The organism is Bacteroides sp. AF39-16AC, from assembly GCF_003602735.1.
Classification (GTDB): Bacteria; Bacteroidota; Bacteroidia; order Bacteroidales; family Bacteroidaceae; genus Bacteroides; species Bacteroides uniformis.
Genome location: NZ_QTLN01000014.1, coordinates 88,517 through 112,055, shown reverse-complemented (window position 1 = coordinate 112,055; position 23,539 = coordinate 88,517). Strand labels below are relative to the sequence as shown.

Genomic DNA, 23,539 nt, shown 5'->3' with positions numbered 1-23,539 from the left:
AACTATTTTAGGGATAAATCATCTGTTATATAATTATAATTTCTATTAGGAATATTCCAATTCTTGCCATATCGTAAAGTCAAATATTCATTCACATCAATTGGAACTTTAAAATACTCATCATAAAAGAGAATATCTTTTGTATTCGACAACAAATAGGCAGGAATTACAATCTTACGAATTTTAGGTTTAGATTTAGCTATAAGTAAATCCTGCAAAAAAGCCCCACCTAAATAGTTCATAAACGAAATTATAAAATAAATAAAATTCACTACTTGACGAGAAAAAGAATGAGAGTTTCTATAAAGAGCAAGTCGTCTTAAACAGTTATAAATTGAATATAATAAATCAGATCCTTCTACTTTTGTCATTGTTGAATTATAAAAAGTACCATTTCGCAAATATGATTTCAAATTTATTTCGCAATTACAACGACGTAGATGAACTGTATTTGCAGTAATAATTACATCAAACCCTACTAAATAGAGCTCTCTTCCTATTGTTTTCGCTAAATGTTTATCAAATAAGAAATCAATTATTGCGATATCAATATCATCATCCCAAGGAATAAATGCTCTGTCTCGGACTGCACCCAATAATGTACCTGTATCTAAAATATATTTTATAGAGAATCTATCCAATATATCCCGTACAAGTAATAAGGATGCTAACCATTCTTTTTCTTTCTGATTCATTTCTGCAATACTTTATAATTATGCGTTGAAATCCGTCTTTCAACAGGGGGCATTTCCATATAATTTCCATAGAGTTGCATAAGCCATGAATTTGTCCCAACAGGTGCACTATAAGACTCATTTTCAAACACAACATTCATTTTACTTTGAAAAATAGAAGCACAAACGACCTCCCTATTCTTATAAGCTCCCTCCAAAAGATATTCTGATGATTTCTCCATAGAATATTTCATTGCATAGTTGTTTATAGCTTTTAAAACTGTATATAATGGAAAGGGAATAAAAATAAATTTCAAGAATGCAAGAATGATATTTTTAATCATTCCTCTTTTTCTCACATATTTCATTAATTTAAGAGTTGCAATATTTTGCAAAAACCAAACAAAATGACAATGTATTCTTTTTCTCATTTCTGAACTTGGCAGACCATCTATCGGGAAAACATCTATATTAACCCCGATATCATAGGAAGAGGAAGAATCGTCTACTAATATTGTATTTTTATCTAAAACTTTTCCAAAATGATAAGGATAAGTAGCATCCTTACTTATTGAAAGAAATTCGAATCTATCATGTTTAAATAACTTTTCAAATTTTAAATAATCAATACGAGGCATTACTATATCAATATCATCATCCCAAGGAATAAAACCTTGATGCCTCACAGCTCCCAATAAAGTTCCATACGCTAAATAATAATTCAACCCATTTTTTTCACAAAATATTTTTATTTCACTCAATATTTGTATCTGAATTTGCTTAAATTCATCACAAGACAACTCCTTCATAATATGTTTCAAAACAATTCACTAAAATCATCTAAGTCCACTGGATTATTTTGCAATCGCTGCCTATTTACACTCTCTAAAATGAAATACTTATTAAAATTTTCCGGCAACTTCAATGGCAATAAAATTCTTTTTTCTATATAGTCACCAATATCAATATTACACAGATTTTTTAAATATTCAATCTTTTGTTTATACAGAGATGGGGATATATTTTTTCTAATTCTATGTATATCCATATTTATTGACCAAAAAAAAGGAAATGTCATTGCTACTGCATGCCCATGTGGATACCCATAATAAGTTGTAAATGAATAAGAGAAAGCATGAGGCGCAGTCGTTTTAGTGATATTTATAGCACGACCAGCCCAATAAGCCCCCTCCGACACTTTATTTCTCATACTATTAGTAGGAGAATTTACAACTAATGGTAAATTAGGCCACAAAAGTTCAATTGCTCTCTTAGCAAATTCATCTGACTCTTTTGTAGCATAAGCATTCCAGTAAGCCTCTATAGCCTGAGCCAAAGCATCAAAACCTGCACAAGCTGTCAAATACCTCGGAGTATTGTATGTGAATGGGGGATATACAATTGCAACATCAGGTAAAATAGCATTATGTTCTACAGAATATTTCACTTTATTTTTATACAATACTGCAAAATGGGTCGCCTCACTTCCCGTACCGGCTGTAGTGGGAAGAACTATCAATGGAAGCAAATCTTTCTCTTTTTCAAATTTACCACTTGTAGGCTCACCAGAATAAGAATAAAAAAAGCGAAGTAGTTTAGCCATATCCAATACACTACCTCCACCAACAGCGACAATGACAGAACAAGAGTACTTACGTAATAGTAATAACCCTCTTTCCAAATCTTCGATTTTAGGATTTTCTTCAAAATCAAAATACTCCGTTACTTCACAATCTAATTCACTAAAAACAGCAGTCATAATAGATTTGGCACCACAAGTCTCATAAGAGTTTCTGCCACGCACCAAAAAAAGGTGAGAAAAAGAAAACTCCTTCAAAACTAAGAGCAAATTTTCGATTGAAGACTCTCCCAAAAAACAACGCTGCTCCATAAAATCATTGATTATTCAAGAAAAGCATAAAGGTATCTTTATTTTGTAAGGGAGTAGTAGTCGGACGTCCCAAATCCTTACGTGCTCCTTTTCTTACCTTAACCTCTAACAAAATAGGACCATGCATATACGTAATTCTTTTAAGGGCTTCACATAAGCTATCACTGTCTGAAACAGATAAAGCTGCCTCATAACCGCAAGCCTGAGCTATTTTACACAAATCAATATTAAAGGCAACTGTGGGTTGTCCACCTACAGAATCATGAGCCCCATTGTTAAAAATAACATGTACATAGTTGTCTGGATGTAAGGAACCTATTATTGCAAGCGATCCCATATGCATTAAAGTTGATCCATCACCATCGAAACAAAAAACTTTGCATTTTTTTTTCTCAAGAGCAATGCCTAATGCTATTTGAGAAGCATGCCCCATAGAACCTACTGTCAAAAAATCCTTCTCATGTTCCATAAAAGCAGAAGTACGGTATTCAAATAACTCACGTGATATCATACCTGTAGTAGAGACAATAATATCCTCTTTTGACAATGAAGAAGCTATAAGTTGAATAGCAGCCTCTCTTTTCAAAGGTAATATCACCTCTCCATCTTGTTGAAGCTTATACTCCTCAAAAGTTCCTTTGGGAATTACAAAAGCGAAAGGTTCATGTGTCTCATTCATATAAAAATTGGCATAATTCAATTGAGATAAGAATTCTGTTTCATTTTGAGACATAATGGCATATTTTATACCCATAGCTTCAAGTAAAGGAAGTGTCACTTTGCCCTGCTTAATATGCTGGGGCTCATCTTTTACTCCTGGCTCGCCACGCCATCCCACAAGTAACAATAAAGGAATATTGTAAACTTCTTTATCCGTTAATGACATTAAAGGATTGACAGCATTGCCAAGACCGGAATTTTGCATATAAACAACTGGTATTTTTTTTGTGGCTAAATAATATCCTGCAGCTAAACCAACTGCAGCTCCCTCATTGGCCGCGATAACATTTCGTTCTGTAACAAAATGATCGGTGATATATGCACACACATTTTTCAATAAAGAATCGGGAACTCCCGTAAAGAAATCCATTTGCATGGAGCAAAGAGAATCAATGAAAAATTTTGAAGATATCATAATAACAAGAATCTCAAATTAATAGAATATAAACGAAGTTATTTAGTACCCGGAATCAATTCTAATATTTCTTTGACAGGCATACATAAATCATTAGCTTCATATGAACGGGCATTAGCCAAAATGGACTTTGCTGTATTTAGCATGGCGGGATATGCACTTCTAAGCATATGATTGGCATAAATTACTACATTCACTCCCCATGATGCTAATTCATCTTCTGTTATATGATTATATGTTGTAGGAACAACCACAATAGGTATGGATTTATGCTTCTTACGCAAAGTCATACAGAACTCCCTAATATCCTTACCCGATTTATCCTTACTATGAATCATAATGCCATCAGCACCAGCCTCAATATATGCTAATGCACGTTCCATTGCATCATCCAGACCTTTACCTGCAATAAAGCTCTCAATACGAGCTATTATCATAAAATCAGCCGTTATCTGAGCACGCTTACCAGCCTTTATCTTATCGCAAAAACCTTCAATTGTATCCTGGGTTTGAACAGCGTCTGTTCCAAAAAGCGAGTTCTTCTTCAGACCAATTTTATCTTCAATAATAACTGCTGATATCCCTAAGCGCTCCAAAGTACGAACTGTAAATACAAAATGCTCTATTTTTCCACCTGTATCTCCATCAAAAATTACGGGTTTAGTTGTACATTCCAAAGCGTCATTCAGATCATGAAGACGGGTAGTCAAATCAACAGCTTCAATATCCGGTTTTCCTTTAGAGGTAGAATCAGTAAGACTACTAGACCACATTCCATCAAACTCACGTTTAATACCGTTAACCTCAACACTCGTATTTTCGATAATTAAACCTGTTAATCCACTATGAGACTCACATATTCGAACAATTTTCTTGGCAGAAATCAGACGTTTTAGACGTTTCAAGCGAATTTCAGGGGTAGTACCAATTTCCTTTAACTGGGTATTTAACTGGGTGGAAGATATACCTTTTGTATAAGGAACATCTATCACTTTACCACCCCATTTAGAAATTGTATCTATGACACGTTGACGAGTTTCTTTTTGAATACCATCCTTCCAATCATCACCATGAACTACAAAATCAGGTTTTATCAACTCTAAATTAGGAACATAATCAAGAGTTGTTTGGGGAATCACTTCTTCAACGCCTTTCAAATTCTTCACAATTAGCGAACGCTGTTCATAAGTCAAATATGGCAAACGTTTATAACTAGCAATAGCAGCATCTGTCAATACTCCAACAGTTACAGAACCATATTTCTGGGCCTCGTGAATAATATTCAAATGCCCTGGATGAATAATATCAGCACTCATGCCGACATAAACTTTTTTGTTCATATTTCTGGTATATAATTAGTAATATAATTAACACTACTGAAGCTGTTTTATAAAAAGTCCATGAAAAAGTCGCAAATATTGCAGTATAAAAAAAGAATAACATTAATATCAATCTTGCGAAAGTTGCTTTTTTCTGAAACTTATAAACAGTAAACCGAGTTGTTATTCCCAAAAAGAATGGCCACAACAATATTCCAAAGTAACCAAAATCTAAATAATAAAATATCAATGCTGTATAAGCAAAATTGAAAGTTATACCATAACCGACAGTTATTAGATGTTCTTGAAGATAGCCACCTATAACTTGATTAGCGGTTGTATAACTTCCTCCTAACGCATGAATAAACATCTTTAAAAGTGTATCAAATCCACCAACAGTTGCTCTTCCATACCACAAGCCTAAAAAGGAATCATACTGATACTCAAAAGCATAATCTAACGCTCTAATAGGTCCCAACATATACCATACAAATTGGGACAACAATTCTTCAAATCCCATAAGGATGGTTTGTCCATCTATATCAGTGACTCCTTTTCTCAATGTAGTTTGAATAGAAACAATCACAAAAATTATTGCACAAAAGAAAAAAAGGAAAAAAGTAAATTTGAAAGAATATTTTCGAATATTGCAATGTAATTTTGAAGCAATCTGGGTTCTTAGTACAAATAACAATATAACATATAAAAAGAGAGCTAGATAGTTAGCCCTTCCTCCTCCTAAATAGCCATAAAGAAAAAAATAGAGAACAAATAACATTAAATATATAGGAGGAAACTTGCTCTTGAAGACTATACAATAAGCTAAAAAGAACTGCACTATTGTTTGAAAAGGAGTAAACAGAAACTGAAATAAATATATCTCATAATTTGTACTAAACAGAAGCCCAGATTCAAAAAGAGACTCTCTTGCTTCATCTGCACCTACCACCTCTAACAACAACAAATACTTACAAATATAATTATATAGAATAATGATACTTGATATTCCTGCTAACACATACCACCAATTAGTTTTTATGGCTAAAATATTAGCTCTATTTTTATAAATTGAATGATTGTATTTTATAGGAAATATACTAAAACCTATTAAAAAAGAAACAACATACCCTAACAATATAATGTATGTTTCATTTGAAACAAGAAATAAGTCGCAAGGATTAAATGTAGAACAAAATAAATATGCACCCCACCAAAACAAAAAAACATATAAGAATTTTTTTGATAAAAAATCCATTCTACTTTTTTTTAAAAGTAAAAATATGAGAGTAAAAAAGCAGAATACTATCAAACTCATTTCATACGAAATTTTCGACCTTTAGTCATCCACCAAACTGTCAAATACCCCCACCTATATATATCCATAATATTTCTAGGAAAGTATGAGAAAGAATAGAACAAAAATGTTACAGAATGGCATATGTAATTCCAGAGAGAGATATCCACTGAAGACAACATAGCCTTATTAACGTAAGCCATATATCTATAATATGGAAAATTAGAATTTATTTCTTTCAACTTTTTCGGGACAAATAAATCCCGTTTGTGAATTTGATAAGTTATATGACTAGTAATACCTATTTCGCTCTTTCGATATACACACATATTATCATAAAAATAATATATATCACCATAAAACGAACAAACTAGAAATAAAAAACGATCATAAGCAAAAGGAATTATGTCTATTGAAAGCAAGGGAATTATGTCACTTCTAAAAACAAAAGATGCAGTATGAAAAATACGATTTCCCATAACATCATCCATTTTTATTATATTCTTTCGTAATAGACAAAACAAATGTTCCCTATTTTCTTTTTCATATATAACAGTAGATTGATGAGCTGTTGCCGAAAAAGATTGATTTGCTTCTAACATTTTAATTTGAATAGATAGTTTCCGAGAATCCGTCCAATAATCATCTCCTTCACAAATAGCAATATATTTACCTTCGACCTTAGGATATATATATTTTGAAAAAATATCAATTCCTTTAGAATATTGATTCTCTTTTTGTAGAATAGTTTTAATCTGAAAAGGGCATTTCTTGATATACTGAGAAATTATTTCAGTTGTACTATCTGTAGAAGCATCATCATGTATTATCAATTCTACTTGAAAATCCACCTGCTGAGAAAAAATACTATCTAAGCATGAAGATAAATATTCAGCTTGATTATAAGTAATGCAAATAATACTTACCAATGGCTTCATAAAACTATAAATTCAATAATCCTCTACGGCGTTCTTTAATTTTTTTTACAGGTATTCCTGCATATACCCCCCATTCATCAAGGCTTTTATTAACCAAAGACATAGCTCCAACTACACACCCCTTAGATATTTTCAACTTTGGAAACAATATACTTCCTGAACCAATTTGCACATATTCTTCTAACAAAACGGAACCACCCTGAACATTTATTTTGCTTTTATCATGTATTGGACCTATTAAAAAATCACCACTAAAATCATCCATTGAGCTAAAAATTGTTGCACGAGGAGAAAGTCCTGTATTATCACACATCGTTATTCCATAGGCTCCATAAAGTGCACAATAAGCAGAAATATGAATATTTGATCCAAGTTTAATATTCCCAGATAATATACAAAAGTCGTCAATACGGACATTATTACCTATTTCAATAGTAGAAGGGGTATAAAAATGAGCAAAACGACTAATTTTCAAATTATCTCCATATTTTTTAAACCCTAACGATTTTATTTCTTCTTCCGTTAAAAAAGACGTACTACCAATCATAAAAAGATTATTTCGATATAACCGATATTACTCTATCGATTTCTATTTGTGATAAAGAATTATATATAGGCAAACATATTACACTATTTGCCACCCGATTTGCTACTAATAGATTCTCAGGCTTAGCCGATTCCAATCCTCGATAAGTAGAAAATTCGCTTATCAACGGATAGAAATACCTACGCCCCAATATATTCCGTTCCTTCATCTTGAAATAAAGTTCATCGCGTGTCATGCCATATTTCTCAGAATCCACGAATATGGGAAAGTAAGAGTAATTATGACGGACTCCGGGCATATCTTCCATAAAAGTGATACCAGGTACATGTTCCAAGCCTTTACGATACATGATAGCCACTTGACGACGAGCTTCAATAGCTACATCCACTTGTTTCAAATTCAACAAACCATAAGCACTACGTACTTCGTCCATCTTGCCATTGATACCCGGAGCTATGACAGTCGTTTCCCCTGCAAAACCGAAATTTTTCAAATAGTCGATACGCTTTTTAGTCTTCTCATCATGGCAAATCAGAGCACCACCTTCAATCGTATTGTAAACTTTGGTCGCATGAAAACTCAAGGTTGACATATCACCGGCATTCAGAATTGACTTTCCAGCAACTTCTACCCCAAAAGCATGGGCAGCATCATAAATGACCTTTAAACCGTATTTGTCCGCTATCGCTTGGATACGTTCTGTATCACAAGGCTTGCCATAAACATGTACCGGCATAATCGCCGTTGTCTTGGGGGTTATTGCCGCTTCTATTTTGTCCGGATCAATGTTACAAGTTTCTGGATCAATATCCACAAATACCGGTTTGATTCCATTCCACCACAAAGCATGAGTGGTAGCTACAAAGCTATACGGAGTTGTTATCACCTCACCAGTAATACGCAATGCTTGCAGAGCACACATCAAAGGCAGTGTGCCATTGGTAAAAAGACTGATATAAGGCACCTTCAAATATTCACACAAGGCTTTCTCCAATTCTTGATGATAATAACCGTTATTGGTCAGCCACTTACGGTTCCAAATATCCTGTAAATAAGGAATGAAATCGTCAAGCGAAGGAAGTAATGGAGAAGTAACTGTAATCACTTTATTTTCCATCTTACTATAAAAATATATACTGATTTCTATTTTTTGTGAAGAGCCGACAACCCAAGCCGTTTTACCTCAAGATACTCTGGTAATCTTAATCTTTCATAAACAGCAAAAGCTAATGTCAAACCAACAATAATCTGAATGGGCAATTGAATATAAACGGATATATCCAATAAGGAAAAAAGCCACATGACAGCAGCAATTGTCAAAGAAACTGCAAAAACCGGAAGCACATCCTTGATTTGTTCTATGGTAGAATAGCGTATCAAGTCGGCAGAATAGTGGCTATTTAAGAAATAGGCTATGAAAGAGGTTAAGACACTCCCCCACAGCATATATTCGATGCCATAAAAAATACCTATCAGAATAGGAAACACCGCAATGGTCTTCTTTATGATTTCTAATTTCAGAAACAAGTCCGAACGTCCTTTCACCTGCAAGATATTCAGATTGATGGCATGAAGCGGATAAAGCATACCACTGAAACAAATAATCTGCAGAAAGGAAACAGCAGTCAACCATTTCTCACCGATCAGAATTATAATCAAAGGTTTAGCCACAGCTGCAAGTCCCAGCATGCAAGCGAATGTCACAAGCATTGTAGTCTTTATTATCTGCCGATAAGCTTCGCGCAAGCGCTCCGGTTCTTCTTGAATGGAACTAAGCACCGGATAACTGACACGCTGGACAATACTGGTCAGATTACTGGAAAATATCGTATTGAACTGCTCTGCACGAGTATATTGCCCCAACTGTGCAGAACTGTAACAACGGCCTATAACCACATAATAAACATTCTTGTAAAGAGTATCCAATAATCCGGACAACAAGAGCTTATAGCCAAAGCCGAACATTTCCTTGAAGCTTTTTACGGAGAATTCCCATTGGGGCATCCATTTACAGAATATCCAAAGAAACAGAGAATTCAGAATCTGCCGGGAAAGCTGTTGCCACACCAAACTCCATACTCCAAAGCCCACTATAGCCATGCCTATGCCAACCAATCCACTTGAAACAGAAGAGATTATGGATACTTTGGTCTGTGTCTTAAAATCAATACCTCTTACTAATATGGTACGGGGAATGATACCCAATGCATTAACAATCAGAATCAGCCCTATTACCCTTAACACATCTATCAAAACCGGTTCTTTAAAAAACAGACTGATAGCGGGAGCAGCTACATATAAAAGGATGTATAAAACAATACTGACTATCAAGTTAAACAAGAAAACCGTATTGTAGTCTACCTTTTCAATACGTACTTTCCGTATCAGTGCATTAGAGAAGCCACTGTCGACAATGGAGTTGGACACCGCTATGAAGATAGCTATCATGGCCATAATGCCATATTCGGCAGGAGTCAAGAGACGGGCCAATATCAGGCCTACCAAAAAGGTAACACCGGAATTGGATATGTTATCGATAAAGCTCCACTTCGCACCATGGACAGCTTTATTTTTCAAAGATTCGGGCAATATTGTTACAAATTATTATTCGATCTCCTCCACCAGCGACGCATGCACAAACGTCGTCGCCACCGCCATCACCCCCTCGATGTTCACCACCACCCTCCTGTCATGGCGCACACGCACAAACACCCCTTCCACTCCTTCGAAGATGCCGCCGGTGATACGTACCCGGGTTCCTTGGGAGAGGTTCAGCTCGGTGGGTTCAAGATAGAGCACAGCCTGGTCGTAGGTGCCAGACACGGCGATGAAGCTGCGCATCTGTGAGTCCGGGATGACGATGGGCTGGCGGGTCTCGCGGTCCATGATATAGCGGATAGGGATGTTCATGCCCGGTTTGTTCTTTATTTCATCCATACGCTCGCGGGTGGAGCGGACGAAGACCAGGTTATGGACCGCAGGAACAAGCTTGCGCAGGCGGCGCTCTTTCCTCACGACATACTCATAGCGCATGGGAATATAGTTTTCAATGCCCTCTGCATCCAGGTAATCCTTGAAAAAAAGCTCTCGGCTATAGGTGACACGCACTGCATACCAGTGCATTTCTGCATTCTCGTTCACGAAAAAATATGATTGGGGGACACCGGAGTAGCGAAGTACCTCCCGGTCAAGTAATGTAATGCGGTTACTTTAAATAGGCTATATGCATTCATTTTATTTCAAAACCCTCCACCATCTCGGAAGGAAGGCGACGAAATAGTTATATTCAAGCTATCTTGCGATAAGCCGTTATCAACGAAACGTTTATGATGAAAGAAATGTTTTATAACACGTTCCGTTTAATGAACGCAAAGGTAACGTCAAGAAATGAAAGTACAAAATATTCTGATTGATAAAATGATAATCTTTTTTAATGCAGACATCATCACACTATATATCAAAGAATTACGCCTATTAGGTTAAGATACACGCGCACGCGCGTCATTTCTTATCTTTTTAAAGAAAGGGTGTGTTACATATATAACCATAGGTTCCGGTACCTCACCCTATACATACAGACTACACACACGCTTCACTAGTTCACGGAGAGGGGCACCACAGATTACACAGATTGGCACAGAGGAGCACAGAGAAGAATTCTTCGCTACGTTCTGAGTGACGGATACTCACGGAAACAAAAGGATGATACGCACGGACATACACAAAAGTGATACGCACAGAAACTACAAAAATCCGTGCCAATCCGTGTAATACATAGTGCACAGACTTCTCTTTTTTATTAATTTTGCACCCGATTCGTTAACTTAATATAAAATTAGATTTTCAAATTGTAATTATGAGAACAAAAAAACGCCAATTAGCGTGATGCAAATCAAAGGGAGAGATTACCAAGTGCTGTACACCAAAGAGAGCAAAGAGGTGCAAGTGGCCCTCGACCTGCTTTCTATGGTAGAACACAAGTCGTTAACCGTGGAATACAAGGAGCGGAAGGCTTTCCTGACACCCTTCATCCCACTGCTGATAAATCCCCAAAAGGAACACGGACTGAAGGGTGTAAGCCCCTTCGCCAAGCTGCTGCATCTACTTGTAAACTTTATGGACGCGGACGGAAGCGGCAATACGCTGAACCCCGATTGCATTGAGGATGAGATATATAAGCTCTTCAATGAGCTATATCCCAAGGAGTAAAACGGACCAAGGAATTCAAATTGTAAAAAAACGGCTGTCCCACTGCGGATGGCCGTTTTTGCTTCCTAAGGAAATAAACGGCATCTTTGCGCCGCCAATAAGGCAAACTTAATACAAGTAGAATGGAAAACATTCCAGTGACCACCTACCGTGGTTTCAGCGCCGTCAGCGGGGAGACAACCTTCACGCAGGACATGGCTGACATAAAAAACGGCAAGCATGCCAAGTTAATCATCAAAATCGCCAGCCTCGTGGCGCAGGGAAAGGTGGAGGAAGCCAACCACGTCAAGAAGCAGCTTCCCTTCAGGACCCTCACGGCCAACTACCGGGAAAGAAGGCTCGCACCGAGCATCACCCGCTACAACCCCGTCATCACGCTCGACATCGACGACCTGGAAGAAGGACAGTTGGAGCAGACCCGGACCCTCATCAACGAAGACCCGCACACCCTGGGCAGTTTCCTCTCCCCCAAAAGGCACGGCTACAAGCTGTTCGTCTTCATGCAGACGGAATACACCCGGCGTCTGTATGACCGTCTCCGGCAGGGCGAGGTGACCTACGCCACGCTCGAGGAGATACACCTGAAGCTGTACAGCGCCGCCAAAGAGCACTACGAGGCCCTTCTCGGAGTAGAGGTGGACGGAAGCGGAAAGGACATCTCGCGAGGATACTTCATGTCCTTCGACCCGCATGCCTATATCAATGCCGCACTGCTGGAACAGATTTCCCCGTTGCCGGCACGCATCATCCCGCCTGCGAAGAAGGAGAACAGCCCAAAGAAGACGCCCGTCGAAACGGTACACCCCCTCCCCGCCTCCTCTGCCGCCACGCCGCAGGACGCAAAGCCTTGGGAGAAGCTGATATTCTCCCAAGCCGTGACCGCCGTGAAGCGCACCACCAGGTTCCGGGCAGGCAACCGCGACAACTTCCTCTTCGCCCTGGGCAACAAATGCTACAGCAAGGGCCTGGACGAGCAGACAGCCATCAGACTGGCGAAAAACGAGTTCGGACAAGAGTATCCCGACGTGGAATCTCCCCTGCACAATGCCTACATCTATACCGACAAGACCAGCGAAGCCGCTACAAAGAAGGAAGAGAAAAAGCCCGTCATCAACCAAGTGATGAGCTTTCTGGAAGAGCACTACGGCATCCGCAGGAACCTCATCCTGGACCGCCTCGAATTCATGCCCTATGCCCTGTCGGCAGATGCCGGAAAAGGTTACCGCCCCATGCGCGGAAAGGACTACAACACCATATTCGTAGACCTGCAGATGGCCGGCATCTCCTGCTACCAGAATTTCCTCAGAGCCGTGATAGACTCCAACTACGCCAAGGAGTTCAACCCCTACACCGACTATCTGTACGCGCTTCCCCCCTGGGACGGGACGGACTACATCGCCCAACTTGCCGACACCCTGACGACCGAGAACCGGGAACTGTGGCAGGAGGGCTTCAAACGGTGGATAGTGGGCCTGGTGGACTGCGCGCTGAGCGACGAGGACATGAACCAACTCGTCATCATCCTCTACAGCGAGCAGGGAAAGGGAAAGAGCAGCTGGATTCGGCGCCTGCTGCCGCCCGAGTGGAAAGAGTACTTCTACAACGGCATAATAGACCCGAGCAACAAGGACGATGCCCGCCTGCTCGCCACGCGAATCATCATCAACATGGAGGAGTTCGAAGGCGTGAAGCCCGGCGAGCTGGCAGCATTGAAGCGAATCATCGCGCAGGACAACGTGACGCAGCGCAAGGCCTACGACATCGAAGCCTTCACCCTGCCCCGCCACTGCTCCTTCATCGCGAGCACCAACAACCGGCAGTGCCTGCAGGACATCGGTGGAAACCGGCGTTTCCTCCCCATCACCGTCACCGGCATAGACTACCACACCCCGGTGAACCATCCCGGCATCTACGCCCAGGCGCTCGCCTTGCTGAAAGACGGTTTCAGATACTGGTACGAGGGCGAGGAGATAGAACAGCTGAACAAGCACAACGAACGGCACCGCATGAAAGACCCCGTGGAGGAGAACCTCTTCGTCTTCTTCCGCAAACCGCTGCCCGAGGACCTGCAGGTAAAATGGCTCCCTGCCAGCGTCATACTGACCAAGCTCAGCATATTCGGGAAGGTGCAGGTGAACCCGCACACCCAGCTGGTACTGGTGCAGGCACTGGAAAAGTACGGATTCGGCACACGGACCAACGAGCAGGAGACGACCGAATATGAGGTAGTGGACATCCAGCTATATCAGTAACCGGTATTCGAGGAGAAGAGAGAAGCCCCGTAACATATATTGTTGTGCATGACAACATATATTGTTACGGGGCTTTACATATATTGGCGTTTTCTTTACACGGCTTCCCTATTTCCGGCCGGCATCCTGTCAGGGTTCTCCCAGATACTTCACCAGCACTTTCACTTCCAGCGGAGTGAAGGTGCGCCGGTATTTGTTGTAGCCCACCTTCTCCAGCTCACCCTTCAGCGCCTTGTTGTGGCGTATCCATGCCGCCAGGGTATAGATGGCATTGCTGATGCAGTAAGTCGGGTTGTAGAGCATGGCAAGCTCCTCCTTCGAATAGGCGTGGATGCGGAACGGACGAAGGTCTTCCTCCTCCTCTTCCCTCTTTTCTTTTTCTGTTTTCATTCCTTATGTTATTGGTTGATTATTACACCATAAAGATACTGAATATCAGCGGTATGACCAAGCGTATACAGACATAAACGGGCATCGGACGAAGAACTTTTCCTGAACAGAAAGGAAACGGGAAAGAGACGGCGTAACCCGAAGAAAGCCATGAGCAGAAAAAGCCGGAGAAGTACTTTTGCAGCACCCCTCTTCCCCCCCCTAAAGGAGAAAGAGAAGAGTATTGCAATACGGGACTTTAATTTCTAATTGTTAATTTTTAATTATTTAATTGTTTATGGGAGTACCATTCAAGAAGATTGCGAGGAAAGATCCTCGAAAGGCAGATGCGGTGGCAAAGTTCTACCCGCAGCTGGTGACACTGGGCGACAATGCGACGCTGGACGACATTGCGTATGTGATGAAAGAGAAGAGTTCGCTGACACTGGGAGACATCCAGAGTGTATTGACCAATTTTGTGGAGGCCATGATAACAACCCTCTACAGCGGCCAGTCAGTGAATATCAAGAACTTCGGCGTATTCAGCCTGTCGGCGCGTACGGCAGGCGTACTGGATGTAAAGGAGTGCACCGCCAAGAACATCAAAGCGGTGAAAATCAATTTCCGGCCTTCCAGCACCGTAAGACCGGACATCGCCGCCACGCGTGCCGGGCAGAAGATTGACTTCTACGACCTGGAGGCATTGGTGAACAAGGGAGACGGTGAAGGAGGAAGCTCCGGCGGCGGTTCCGGCTCGGGAGACGGAGGCGGTTCGGACGGAGACCAGGGCGAAAATCCGTTGGGATAAGTATGACTGATTTTACTACCGATTCGTATGTTCAACTTTTAAAACGTATATAGCATGAAAAAAAGTATCTGGGATAAAATTCTGAAAGTCGTAATTGCAGTAGCCTCTGCCATCTTAGGGGCATTGGGAGCCAATGCGATGAACGTGAGCATTTAAGTCGCCGGAAAGAAAGGACGGCAGGAAGAGGAAACCCCGAAAAAGGTTTCCTCTTTTTCTTCCCTCTCTATACAGCGCAAGATACGCCAGCAGCTACGCACCCAATAGCGGAAAGCCATGTTCGGGCTAAAAATGACAGAAGGCACACCGGCATCGTGCAGACATGACTTCAAGAGAATTTATGGAATGAATCTGTTCCAGGTTTTCACAGGCTTCGTCAGGCGTTTCACCGTAGGCGCTGCACAACACATTATTCATGAAATAAGCGTAAAAACCACCGCCGGCTGCCGCCTCTACGGTATAGTCATTTCTGTTCAGTTTCATATTCGGGCCTCCTTTCTTTTTTTACGCTGCAAAAATGAGGGAAAGTTGTTACGAGAAGATGTGAAGGAGGTTACAATAGTATGTAGATTGGTTGGCTTTGATGCAGTGGAAAATAAATGGATTGAATATTAGGAGTTTTCATTTATTCAGTTTACCTTTGATTAAAAATAAAAGCAATGGGTAAAATTAAACCATATAAAGAGCAGGACTCTCCCAAACAAACGGCACAAGAACCGATGATGGCAACTTATCATCAATCAGCCATACCGATGGACGACTTTATCAACAGTATTCCCCGAGATGCTTTGGTTGAAGCCCTTCTATTTGCCTTAGAAGAGAATAAAGCAGGACACTGTATATCAAACTCCCAAATAGAGAGTATGATAAATGAACGCATGGGATGGAAATAGTCTGGTCTAAGTTGGCTTATGAGCACTTTTTAGAGATACTTATTTATGTAGAGAATAATTTTGGCATGTTGACGGCACAGAAAACACGTCAAAAGATACAAGACAAAGTAAATCTTTTAGCAAAACATCCGTATATAGGAATTATAGACAGTGATTTTTCTACTCTATTTAACAACATTACTGTCCGTCATTTAAAACTTTCCCCTAACGTGATATATTATTTGATTGATGAGAATAGGATTGTCATTGCAGCAATGCTTCATTCAAAACAATCTCCGGAAACTGTACGCAAAACAATCTCAGAATTTCTGAAGCAATATAAATAGCTGTTCATCAATTCATGATGAGAGATAACTCTATAAATTTAAAACCGAGAGGACGTATCAAGATATACAATCACCCCAGATTACGCGGATTGACACAGATAAAAGTTTCTGATTATCAGAACTCCTAAAATCATCTGTGTTAATCCGCGTAATCCGGGGTGGGTATTATTAATAGGAACGTGCGAAAATCACGCGGCAGGCAGAAGGCTTGCCGGTAACCATACACTTGCCCGGTTCCTTGTCACCCGGAACAAATGAATCGAAAGGAATACAACGGATGGTTGCTTTGGTCTCTTCCTTGATTTTCTCTTCGGTTTCGGTAGTCCCGTCCCAATGAGCCAGAATGAAGCCGCCTTCTTCAATCTTTTCCTTGAATTCCTCGTAGCTGTCCACGCTGGTGATGCGGCTGTTACGGTAATCGAGCGCTTTCTTGTAGACATTTGCCTGAATGTCCTCGAGCAAATCCTTCACGTACTCTTCGATACCCTCGCAGGAACGCGTCTCCTTCTCCAGTGTATCGCGACGCATGATTTCCATTGTATTGTTCTCCAGGTCGCGGCCACCCATCACCAGACGAACGGGAACACCCTTCACCTCATAGTCGGCAAACTTGAAGCCCGGACGTTTGTTGTCGGCATTGTCGTACTTCACGGAAATACCCATTGACTTCAGCTTGGCAACAATACCTGCCACTTTCTCGTCAATCTTAGCCAGCATCTCCGCATTCTTGTAGATAGGTACGATGACTACTTGTATCGGAGCCAGGTGCGGAGGAAGTACCAGACCGTTGTCATCGGAATGCGTCATGATAAGCGCTCCCATCAGACGGGTGGAAACACCCCAGGAGGTAGCCCAAACATACTCCAGCTTGTTCTCCTTATTGACGAACTGTACATCGAACGCCTTGGCGAAGTTCTGTCCCAAGAAGTGGGAAGTACCGCTCTGCAAAGCCTTTCCGTCCTGCATCATCGCTTCGATGGTGTAGGTGTTGAGGGCACCTGCAAAACGCTCGTTGGCAGACTTCACGCCCTTTACCACGGGCACCGCCATGTATTTTTCGGCAAACTCGGCATATACATTCAGCATCTTTACCGCTTCTTCTTCGGCTTCCTCGCGGGTGGCATGTGCCGTGTGTCCTTCCTGCCAGAGGAATTCGGCGGTACGGAGGAACAGACGGGTACGCATTTCCCAACGGAACACGTTTGCCCACTGGTTGCACAAGATAGGCAGGTCGCGGTATGAATTGATCCAGTTCTTGTAGGTGTTCCAGATGATGGTTTCGGAAGTGGGGCGGATAATCAGCTCTTCTTCCAGTTTTGCAGCAGGGTCCACCACCACACCGCCGCCATTCGGATCGTTCTTCAAACGATAGTGCGTCACGACGGCACACTCTTTGGCAAAGCCTTCCACATGTTCCGCCTCGCGGCTGAGGAATGATTTCGGAATAAGCAAGGGGAAATAAGCGTTGACGTGTCCCGTTTCCTTGAACATATCGTCCAACTGACGTTGCATCTTCTCCCAGATAGCGTATCCGTAGGGCTTGATCACCATACAGCCGCGTACAGCCGATTGTTCTGCCAAATCGGCTTTTACCACCAACTCGTTGTACCACTGAGAATAGTTCTCACTACGTTTGGTAAGGTCTTTCAATTCTACTGCCATTCTATTTCGTTTTTTAAAGTTTTCGTTGATTTCTCTAAACAGTCGGCAAAAGTACAAATTTTAAAGGAAATTTATTTGAAAAACAAATAGTATTTTTAATAGAACCGAAAACACACTAATCTACATATTCTATTTTAATCACAATCTTCCTGCTTTTAACAAGTTCCCCCTTTCCCCGGACAGAAGGCTGGTGAATGTCCGAAGGGAAAAACAAGAAGAAACTGCCGGCATCGGCAGAGTAGTGTTTTATCCGGGAAGAGGTATAAAAAGCAACATCCTTTTTTGAATTATACGCCTGACGTACTTCGACGTCACTTGCCAGCCCCATCTTTTCATTTCCCCAGAGTACATACTGAAGGTCGACAAAACGGAGGTGACTTTCAATATTCCCTTTCTCCACCTCTTTGGGAATGTATTCACTGACCGTAGCCCAGCATTTCCCCTCCAGAATGACATGGTTGCCAATGGACAGCGCTTCCAAATCATGTTCGGCAAGAAAGCGGAATGCAGCATCCCAGACATCCTTGTTCTTATGATATTGGCAGGCAAATTCAACAGCATTGACTGATTTATGGGGAGAGACAGTCCAGCCATTGGACCAAACGGCACTTTTCATCCATTTCTTCGCATTTCCGGAAGTCCACTCCGGACTTGTCTGTGCTGATAAATACATACAAAAGAGTATTAATGAATAAATAATTGATATACGCTTCATATTTTTTATTTTATCGTGAATTGAAACTGGTCATAAGATTCCGTACGCCATGCCTTGTCCTTGGTTTGAGGAGAAAAGCCGAAAAGCGGAGAATAGGTCCTGACCTGCACCGTATGTCCGTCGGGCAGGAATTCGAGCAGACGCAGCCAGCCGTCTCCCCCGTTTCCACTCATGCCGCCACCCAACGCCTGGCAGTTGAACATCATCTGGTGCACATCGTGTCCGGCTGCATTCTTGTCGGTACGGAATCCCGTGGTATAGTCCAACCGTTCATTCGGAGTGGCATAGTGTCCGCACAACACAAGACGGATGTTGGCGGAAGGTTGCACCAGCTTCTGCCAGATGCCTTCGCCCGTATTGGACGGGGTTATCTTATAGCCTTCTTTGGTGATGCGCTTGCTGTCGAAGCCGGTAAGGTAGGAATGGGTGATGAGAATCACCGTATGGTCCTTGAAGCGCGGGGCAGCCACCAGCTCCCTGGCCCATGACAAGACCTCGTCGCGCGGGGCAAATTCAACGGCAATAATCAAAATCCTCCCCCAATGCTCGTCCGTTATCTCCATGGCGGCATTCTCCAGCGTAGGCAGGCCGTTTCTGTTATTGGTGGCGGCCACGATGGTCTTTCTCCATAGGCTGTTGCGCTCTATCGGGAAATATTCCGGGAAGCGGGTCATCGAGTTCTCCGAACGGGTGTAGCCGTAATCATGGTTTCCGGTAGAAATGAGATAAGGGACCTTGTTGTCCAACCGCCCGAAAGCCCGCGACACAAATGTCCACTGCTCCCGGCTCGTAAGATTCCCGAAACGCGGGAAGGGAGGTAGAATACATTCATTCTGGTCTACCAAGTCGCCCGTACAAAGCACCGCCTTTACACGGAGGGAGTCTATATGATGAGCGGTCCACGCCGTCATCAGCTCAAAAACCGGCTGGTTATAGTCATACTTCACGTAGTTTTGCGGGTCGCCCAGCAGGACGATGGAAAAAGAATTAGGATTGCACAAATGCTGCTGGTTGGTATTGACTTGTGCCCGGAGCTGGAGGAATGCCAGCAGGCATCCCAAACAAAGAATGATTCTGTTTTTCATGGTTGCGTACTGAATTGATAAATACATGTCTGTTTATAAAGGTCTCCTTCACGTAATACGATGGAGGGGAAATGCGGATTGTTCGGTGTATCGGGAAAGCACTGGGTTTCAAAGCAGACGGCGCTACGACGCGGATACACAGTGCCATGCATGCCCGTGAAGCCCGGCAAATAATTGCCGGTGTACATGATAAGCCCCGGCTCTGTGGTATAGATATCCATTCTGCGCCCACTGGACGGACTGATGCAGGTGGCGGCGAAAGAGAGCTCATGCAGCGCGGGTTTCTTCAAGACAAAACAGTGGTCATAACCGTGGCCGTTGAGCAACTGCAAGTCTTTCCGGTTGATGCGTTCGCCTATGGAATGGTAGTCGCGGAAATCAAAAGGCGTATCGCCCACTGCCCTGACTTCACCGGTATTGTTCGTATTCATGTCGATAGGCAGGTAGAAATCCGCGTTTATCCTCACCAGATGGTCTTCAATGGAAGTAGTGGGAGTTCCCATGCCCGCCAGGTTAAAATAGGCATGATTGGTGGGACAGAACAAGGTGTCGCGGTCTGTCTCCGCCTCATAATCTATACGGAACCCATTGTCGTCCGTCAAGGTATACATCATCCTTACCGTAACATTGCCCGGAAAACCGGCTTCTCCATCGGCATGGAAATGCCGGAGGAGAAGTTGGTTTTCACACGGTTGCTGTGCTTCCCACACCACCGTGTGAAAACCGTTATCACCACTGTGCAGAGTATTAGAAACAGAGTTAAGCTGTAAGTGATAATCTTTTTCTCCTACACGGAAAGCGCCGTGCAATATGCGTCCGGCTACGGGGCCTATAGTAGCTCCTATATAATAGTCCTTGCTTTGCCTGCGGGCCTCTTCCAGCGTATCGAAGCCTATGACGACATTTTCAAACTTACCATGACTATCAGGAGCCATGATGGATAAGACGATGGCCCCGTAGTTCGTGACGCACATCTCCATACCGCTGCCATTGCGCAGTATATAAAGGCCGGTATCCTTTCCGTTGATTACGGACCGGAAATTATCAGGATTCAATCCCGTCAGGTTGGTCTTATCTTTCATACTTTCTAAACTTCGGGATATTCGTTGCACAACAGATGTTCGGCCGGAACATCCTCTTCTATCTGCGGGAAACGCCCCTTGGGGGTGAGGAAACGGTTGTCTCTCATGTCATCGTTCACTGTAGAGACTTCGCCTACCAGACAATGGTCGTCCTCGGCCCAGAAAGTATGGTAGAGATAAGGCTCATAACAAATGCTTTGTCCGGGAGCAAGACGCACCGTTTCTCCGGGAGCTACCCGTGTACTGACTCCGTCGATGGAAACGACAAGCGGTTCTTCAGTCAGCATTTCAGTTTCCTTGTCGGCCTTCCACAGACGCATGCAGAGGATTCCTCCACCCCGGTTGATGATGTCTTCCGTTTTCAGCCAATGGAAATGGGTGGGAGTAACTTGTCCGCAGCGGACAAACATAATCTTTTCACAATAGGGTTTGTCTTTCTTCTGCAGACTTCCATTACGGAGGGTTACCAGCGTCAGGCCGATTTTCAGGAAATCGCCCCAGCCGAAGTCGGTCAGGTCCCAACCCATGGCTCTTTCCCGGATATCATCACATTCCGGTCCTTTGGTCTTCCAGTCGTCCGGAGTCCAGTCCGCCCATGGAGGCAGCATGAAGTGGTACTTTGTCATAAATGCTTTGGCTTCGCGGATATATTGATTGATTTCACTGCGTTTCATATTTATCTATTTTTTAAGGTGTTATACTTTTATTTCTTCAATAATTCTTTCAGCGGGATAGCCTGGAACTGAATGTCGGCTTGACTCCCCTCATAAAAGATACCTATGGTATGCTCGTCAATAGAAGTCATGCAAGAGTACCCCGCCCCCCTACCTTCATCCAACAACATCCAATACTCCTCGGGCCAAGTTTGCCCGTCATCGAAACTCACCTTAATGGTAATGTTGTTACGGCGCTCTTTTGAATTAGGATTGGCAAAGAGTAATACATGACGTTCTTCTCCGTCTTCAATATAATCATGGCGCAGCAAGGATGCCTGGCAAGCCGGTTCAATGAGAGCTCTGCGCGACGTGGGATGTTCCGTCCACGTTTTTCCCAAATCGGCAGTGACGGCAATGGCCCGCCCATTACCTTCCTGACGTCCCCGGTTGCTGCGCTCACGCATGTTCAACATCAAGGAATGGTCTGAAAGTTCTACCACCTGACATTCGTTGGTATTGTAGTAGGCCGGTTCGCCTACGGTCCAGTTTTCGCCCTTGTCTTTACTCCACATGATTGTAGAGAACTGAAGCCCGTCTTCGTTCCGCCCCTCTACCGGAAATACCAATGTACCGTCTTCCATTGTGATGCCACGACCCGGTCCGGGAGCAAGCAGCCACCATTTTTCCTTTTTTACTTGGCGGGTAATGTTACGCGGCTCACTCCAGGTAAGTCCGTCGTCGGTACTCTTACTAATCAGGAATTGAGAACTTTGTTTGACACCATATCCCGGCTGAGAACCGTGCGCACGCCACTGGTGGTTCCATACGGTCGAGGTATCGGTAAGATTCTCTATCCATTTGCCCGTCTTGGGGTCCAAGACTCCGTGCATCCATAACCCTATGACATAGAGGTCTCCGGTGAAATCATCCGACAAGATGCAACCATCACTCACTCCATTATATTTCTGAGGTAGCCCGCCCCATTCTTTCATATCCAGAACAGTCTGCATGGGTTGCCAAGTCCGCCCTCCATCTTCACTGCGATTGATGGCAATATCAATGTCGCCCTGCAAATCGTCATCTCTTTCATTGCGTGCATCATACAAGGCCAGCAAGGTACCTTTCGTCGAAGTCACCAATCCGGGAATGCGGGAAGTGTGTACCCCGTCCTGACCCGGCTGCCGCAGGGCCACTCCTATACGGAGCGGCTTTACTGCGGGCAACTGGCGGATGCCCACCAGCCCCAAGTCTGTCTGGACACTGCTGCATGAGATTTCAATCTTGCTTGTAGCCTGCGCCGCATCATCCCTCAGTCGGAGTGTCACCCAGCATGTCAGTGTATCTTCCTCTATCTGCCGGCCTACCTTAAAACTCAATTGTTTGTTCACCGGTTTGGCACTTGCACAAACCTGCCCACAATTCTCATCCAAGAACAGCGAAGCGGAAACGACATCACCGGAACGGACAGTTCCATCCAAAGTGAAATTTATCTTTTCCAACTGATATGCCACGCCGCTGTTCCTAATCAGACGCAGACACAATACCGGATTATGCTCCTTCAATGTCAACACCGGATATACCGGTTGCCGAATCTCCACCGCTATCTTATCCGTATAATTTTGGCATGCCATGATGCCCCAAGCAGACAAGACCAGTAAAAGTATAGTCTTATATCTCATATCATCCC

General features: G+C 42.7%; 25 protein-coding genes. 6 read left to right on the top strand and 19 right to left on the bottom strand.

Translation table 11 applies throughout. From position 1 onward, the window contains the following. Positions 1–2 precede the first annotated feature (2 nt). Genes DW039_RS12995 through DW039_RS12945 form a run of 11 tightly spaced genes read right to left on the bottom strand, consistent with a single transcriptional unit; the run spans position 3 to position 10,921 of the window. Positions 3–695: a LicD family protein gene (locus tag DW039_RS12995; RefSeq protein WP_117681074.1), complete on the bottom strand. Its 693-nt coding sequence runs from the start codon at positions 693–695 to the stop codon at positions 3–5. After that, positions 692–1,483, bottom strand: coding sequence for a phosphorylcholine transferase LicD (locus DW039_RS12990; protein WP_117681075.1), 792 nt, complete (start codon positions 1,481–1,483; stop codon positions 692–694). Before DW039_RS12990 ends, DW039_RS12995 begins: the two co-directional genes overlap by 4 nt. 8 nt (positions 1,484–1,491) lie before the next feature. Next, positions 1,492–2,565, bottom strand: a complete 1,074-nt coding sequence (locus DW039_RS12985; protein WP_117681076.1) for a phosphonoacetaldehyde reductase — start codon at positions 2,563–2,565, stop codon at positions 1,492–1,494. Between the two features lie 4 nt (positions 2,566–2,569). Beyond that, positions 2,570–3,700, bottom strand: coding sequence for a phosphonopyruvate decarboxylase (aepY, locus tag DW039_RS12980; RefSeq protein ID WP_117681077.1), 1,131 nt, complete (start codon positions 3,698–3,700; stop codon positions 2,570–2,572). Positions 3,701–3,738: 38 nt separating this feature from the next. Continuing rightward, entirely contained in the window at positions 3,739–5,040 is a 1,302-nt protein-coding gene (aepX, locus tag DW039_RS12975; RefSeq protein ID WP_117681078.1) for a phosphoenolpyruvate mutase, read from the bottom strand. Beyond that, positions 5,006–6,274, bottom strand: a complete 1,269-nt coding sequence (locus tag DW039_RS12970) for an O-antigen polymerase (protein ID WP_165852455.1) — start codon at positions 6,272–6,274, stop codon at positions 5,006–5,008. Before DW039_RS12970 ends, aepX begins: the two co-directional genes overlap by 35 nt. 56 nt (positions 6,275–6,330) lie before the next feature. Next, complete coding sequence (locus DW039_RS12965) at positions 6,331–7,251, bottom strand: glycosyltransferase (RefSeq protein ID WP_117681079.1); 921 nt, start codon at positions 7,249–7,251, stop codon at positions 6,331–6,333. 4 nt (positions 7,252–7,255) lie between these two features. Continuing rightward, on the bottom strand, positions 7,256–7,798 hold the full coding sequence (locus DW039_RS12960) for an acyltransferase (RefSeq protein WP_117681080.1): 543 nt from the start codon (positions 7,796–7,798) through the stop codon (positions 7,256–7,258). A gap of 7 nt (positions 7,799–7,805) precedes the next feature. Continuing rightward, positions 7,806–8,915, bottom strand: coding sequence for a DegT/DnrJ/EryC1/StrS aminotransferase family protein (locus tag DW039_RS12955; protein WP_120138207.1), 1,110 nt, complete (start codon positions 8,913–8,915; stop codon positions 7,806–7,808). A 26-nt stretch (positions 8,916–8,941) separates the two neighbouring features. Continuing rightward, positions 8,942–10,387, bottom strand: a complete 1,446-nt coding sequence (locus DW039_RS12950; protein WP_118940794.1) for a lipopolysaccharide biosynthesis protein — start codon at positions 10,385–10,387, stop codon at positions 8,942–8,944. 15 nt (positions 10,388–10,402) lie between these two features. Beyond that, a complete protein-coding gene (locus DW039_RS12945) occupies positions 10,403–10,921 on the bottom strand; it encodes a UpxY family transcription antiterminator (RefSeq protein ID WP_120178065.1) in 519 nt (172 codons plus the stop codon). A 762-nt stretch (positions 10,922–11,683) separates the two neighbouring features. On the opposite strand from DW039_RS12945, the gene DW039_RS12935 reads away from it, so the two are divergent. Together DW039_RS12935 and DW039_RS12930 are read left to right on the top strand one after the other, a co-directional pair. Then, positions 11,684–12,007 carry a hypothetical protein gene (locus DW039_RS12935; protein WP_005836962.1) on the top strand — a complete coding sequence of 108 codons (324 nt, stop codon included), beginning with the start codon at positions 11,684–11,686 and terminating at the stop codon, positions 12,005–12,007. Between the two features lie 122 nt (positions 12,008–12,129). Beyond that, complete coding sequence (locus tag DW039_RS12930; RefSeq protein WP_009038515.1) at positions 12,130–14,259, top strand: VapE domain-containing protein; 2,130 nt, start codon at positions 12,130–12,132, stop codon at positions 14,257–14,259. A gap of 129 nt (positions 14,260–14,388) precedes the next feature. Here the strand turns inward: DW039_RS12930 and DW039_RS12925 are convergent, their stop codons facing one another. Next, positions 14,389–14,649, bottom strand: coding sequence for a DUF4248 domain-containing protein (locus DW039_RS12925; protein WP_005829216.1), 261 nt, complete (start codon positions 14,647–14,649; stop codon positions 14,389–14,391). Positions 14,650–14,926: 277 nt separating this feature from the next. Between DW039_RS12925 and DW039_RS12920 the strand changes: the two genes are divergently transcribed. Both DW039_RS12920 and DW039_RS20945 read left to right on the top strand, forming a co-directional pair. Then, positions 14,927–15,436 (top strand): HU family DNA-binding protein, encoded by a 510-nt coding sequence (locus DW039_RS12920; RefSeq protein WP_005829218.1) that lies wholly within the window; start codon positions 14,927–14,929, stop codon positions 15,434–15,436. 54 nt (positions 15,437–15,490) lie between these two features. Further along, complete coding sequence (locus tag DW039_RS20945; protein ID WP_005829220.1) at positions 15,491–15,592, top strand: smalltalk protein; 102 nt, start codon at positions 15,491–15,493, stop codon at positions 15,590–15,592. 126 nt (positions 15,593–15,718) lie between these two features. Here the strand turns inward: DW039_RS20945 and DW039_RS12910 are convergent, their stop codons facing one another. Then, complete coding sequence (locus DW039_RS12910; protein WP_120382005.1) at positions 15,719–15,916, bottom strand: hypothetical protein; 198 nt, start codon at positions 15,914–15,916, stop codon at positions 15,719–15,721. Positions 15,917–16,092: 176 nt separating this feature from the next. On the opposite strand from DW039_RS12910, the gene DW039_RS12905 reads away from it, so the two are divergent. Both DW039_RS12905 and DW039_RS12900 read left to right on the top strand, forming a co-directional pair. Beyond that, positions 16,093–16,326 (top strand): hypothetical protein, encoded by a 234-nt coding sequence (locus DW039_RS12905; protein WP_120382004.1) that lies wholly within the window; start codon positions 16,093–16,095, stop codon positions 16,324–16,326. Beyond that, a complete protein-coding gene (locus DW039_RS12900) occupies positions 16,317–16,652 on the top strand; it encodes a type II toxin-antitoxin system RelE/ParE family toxin (RefSeq protein WP_005836958.1) in 336 nt (111 codons plus the stop codon). Before DW039_RS12905 ends, DW039_RS12900 begins: the two co-directional genes overlap by 10 nt. Positions 16,653–16,820: 168 nt before the next feature. Here DW039_RS12900 and proS read toward each other — a convergent pair whose 3' ends face one another. The 6 genes from proS to DW039_RS12870 form a co-directional block, all read right to left on the bottom strand. Next, positions 16,821–18,314, bottom strand: a complete 1,494-nt coding sequence (gene proS / locus DW039_RS12895) for a proline--tRNA ligase (protein ID WP_005829226.1) — start codon at positions 18,312–18,314, stop codon at positions 16,821–16,823. Positions 18,315–18,429: 115 nt separating this feature from the next. Further along, positions 18,430–18,987, bottom strand: a complete 558-nt coding sequence (locus tag DW039_RS12890) for a YhcH/YjgK/YiaL family protein (protein ID WP_005829228.1) — start codon at positions 18,985–18,987, stop codon at positions 18,430–18,432. Positions 18,988–19,034: 47 nt separating this feature from the next. Beyond that, positions 19,035–20,114 (bottom strand): metallophosphoesterase, encoded by a 1,080-nt coding sequence (locus tag DW039_RS12885; protein WP_005829230.1) that lies wholly within the window; start codon positions 20,112–20,114, stop codon positions 19,035–19,037. Further along, a complete protein-coding gene (locus DW039_RS12880) occupies positions 20,111–21,196 on the bottom strand; it encodes an aldose epimerase family protein (protein ID WP_005829232.1) in 1,086 nt (361 codons plus the stop codon). Before DW039_RS12880 ends, DW039_RS12885 begins: the two co-directional genes overlap by 4 nt. 5 nt (positions 21,197–21,201) lie before the next feature. Then, entirely contained in the window at positions 21,202–21,870 is a 669-nt protein-coding gene (locus tag DW039_RS12875) for a D-lyxose/D-mannose family sugar isomerase (protein ID WP_005829234.1), read from the bottom strand. Positions 21,871–21,899: 29 nt separating this feature from the next. Further along, positions 21,900–23,531, bottom strand: coding sequence for a sialidase family protein (locus DW039_RS12870; RefSeq protein ID WP_057087653.1), 1,632 nt, complete (start codon positions 23,529–23,531; stop codon positions 21,900–21,902). Positions 23,532–23,539: the final 8 nt, after the last annotated feature.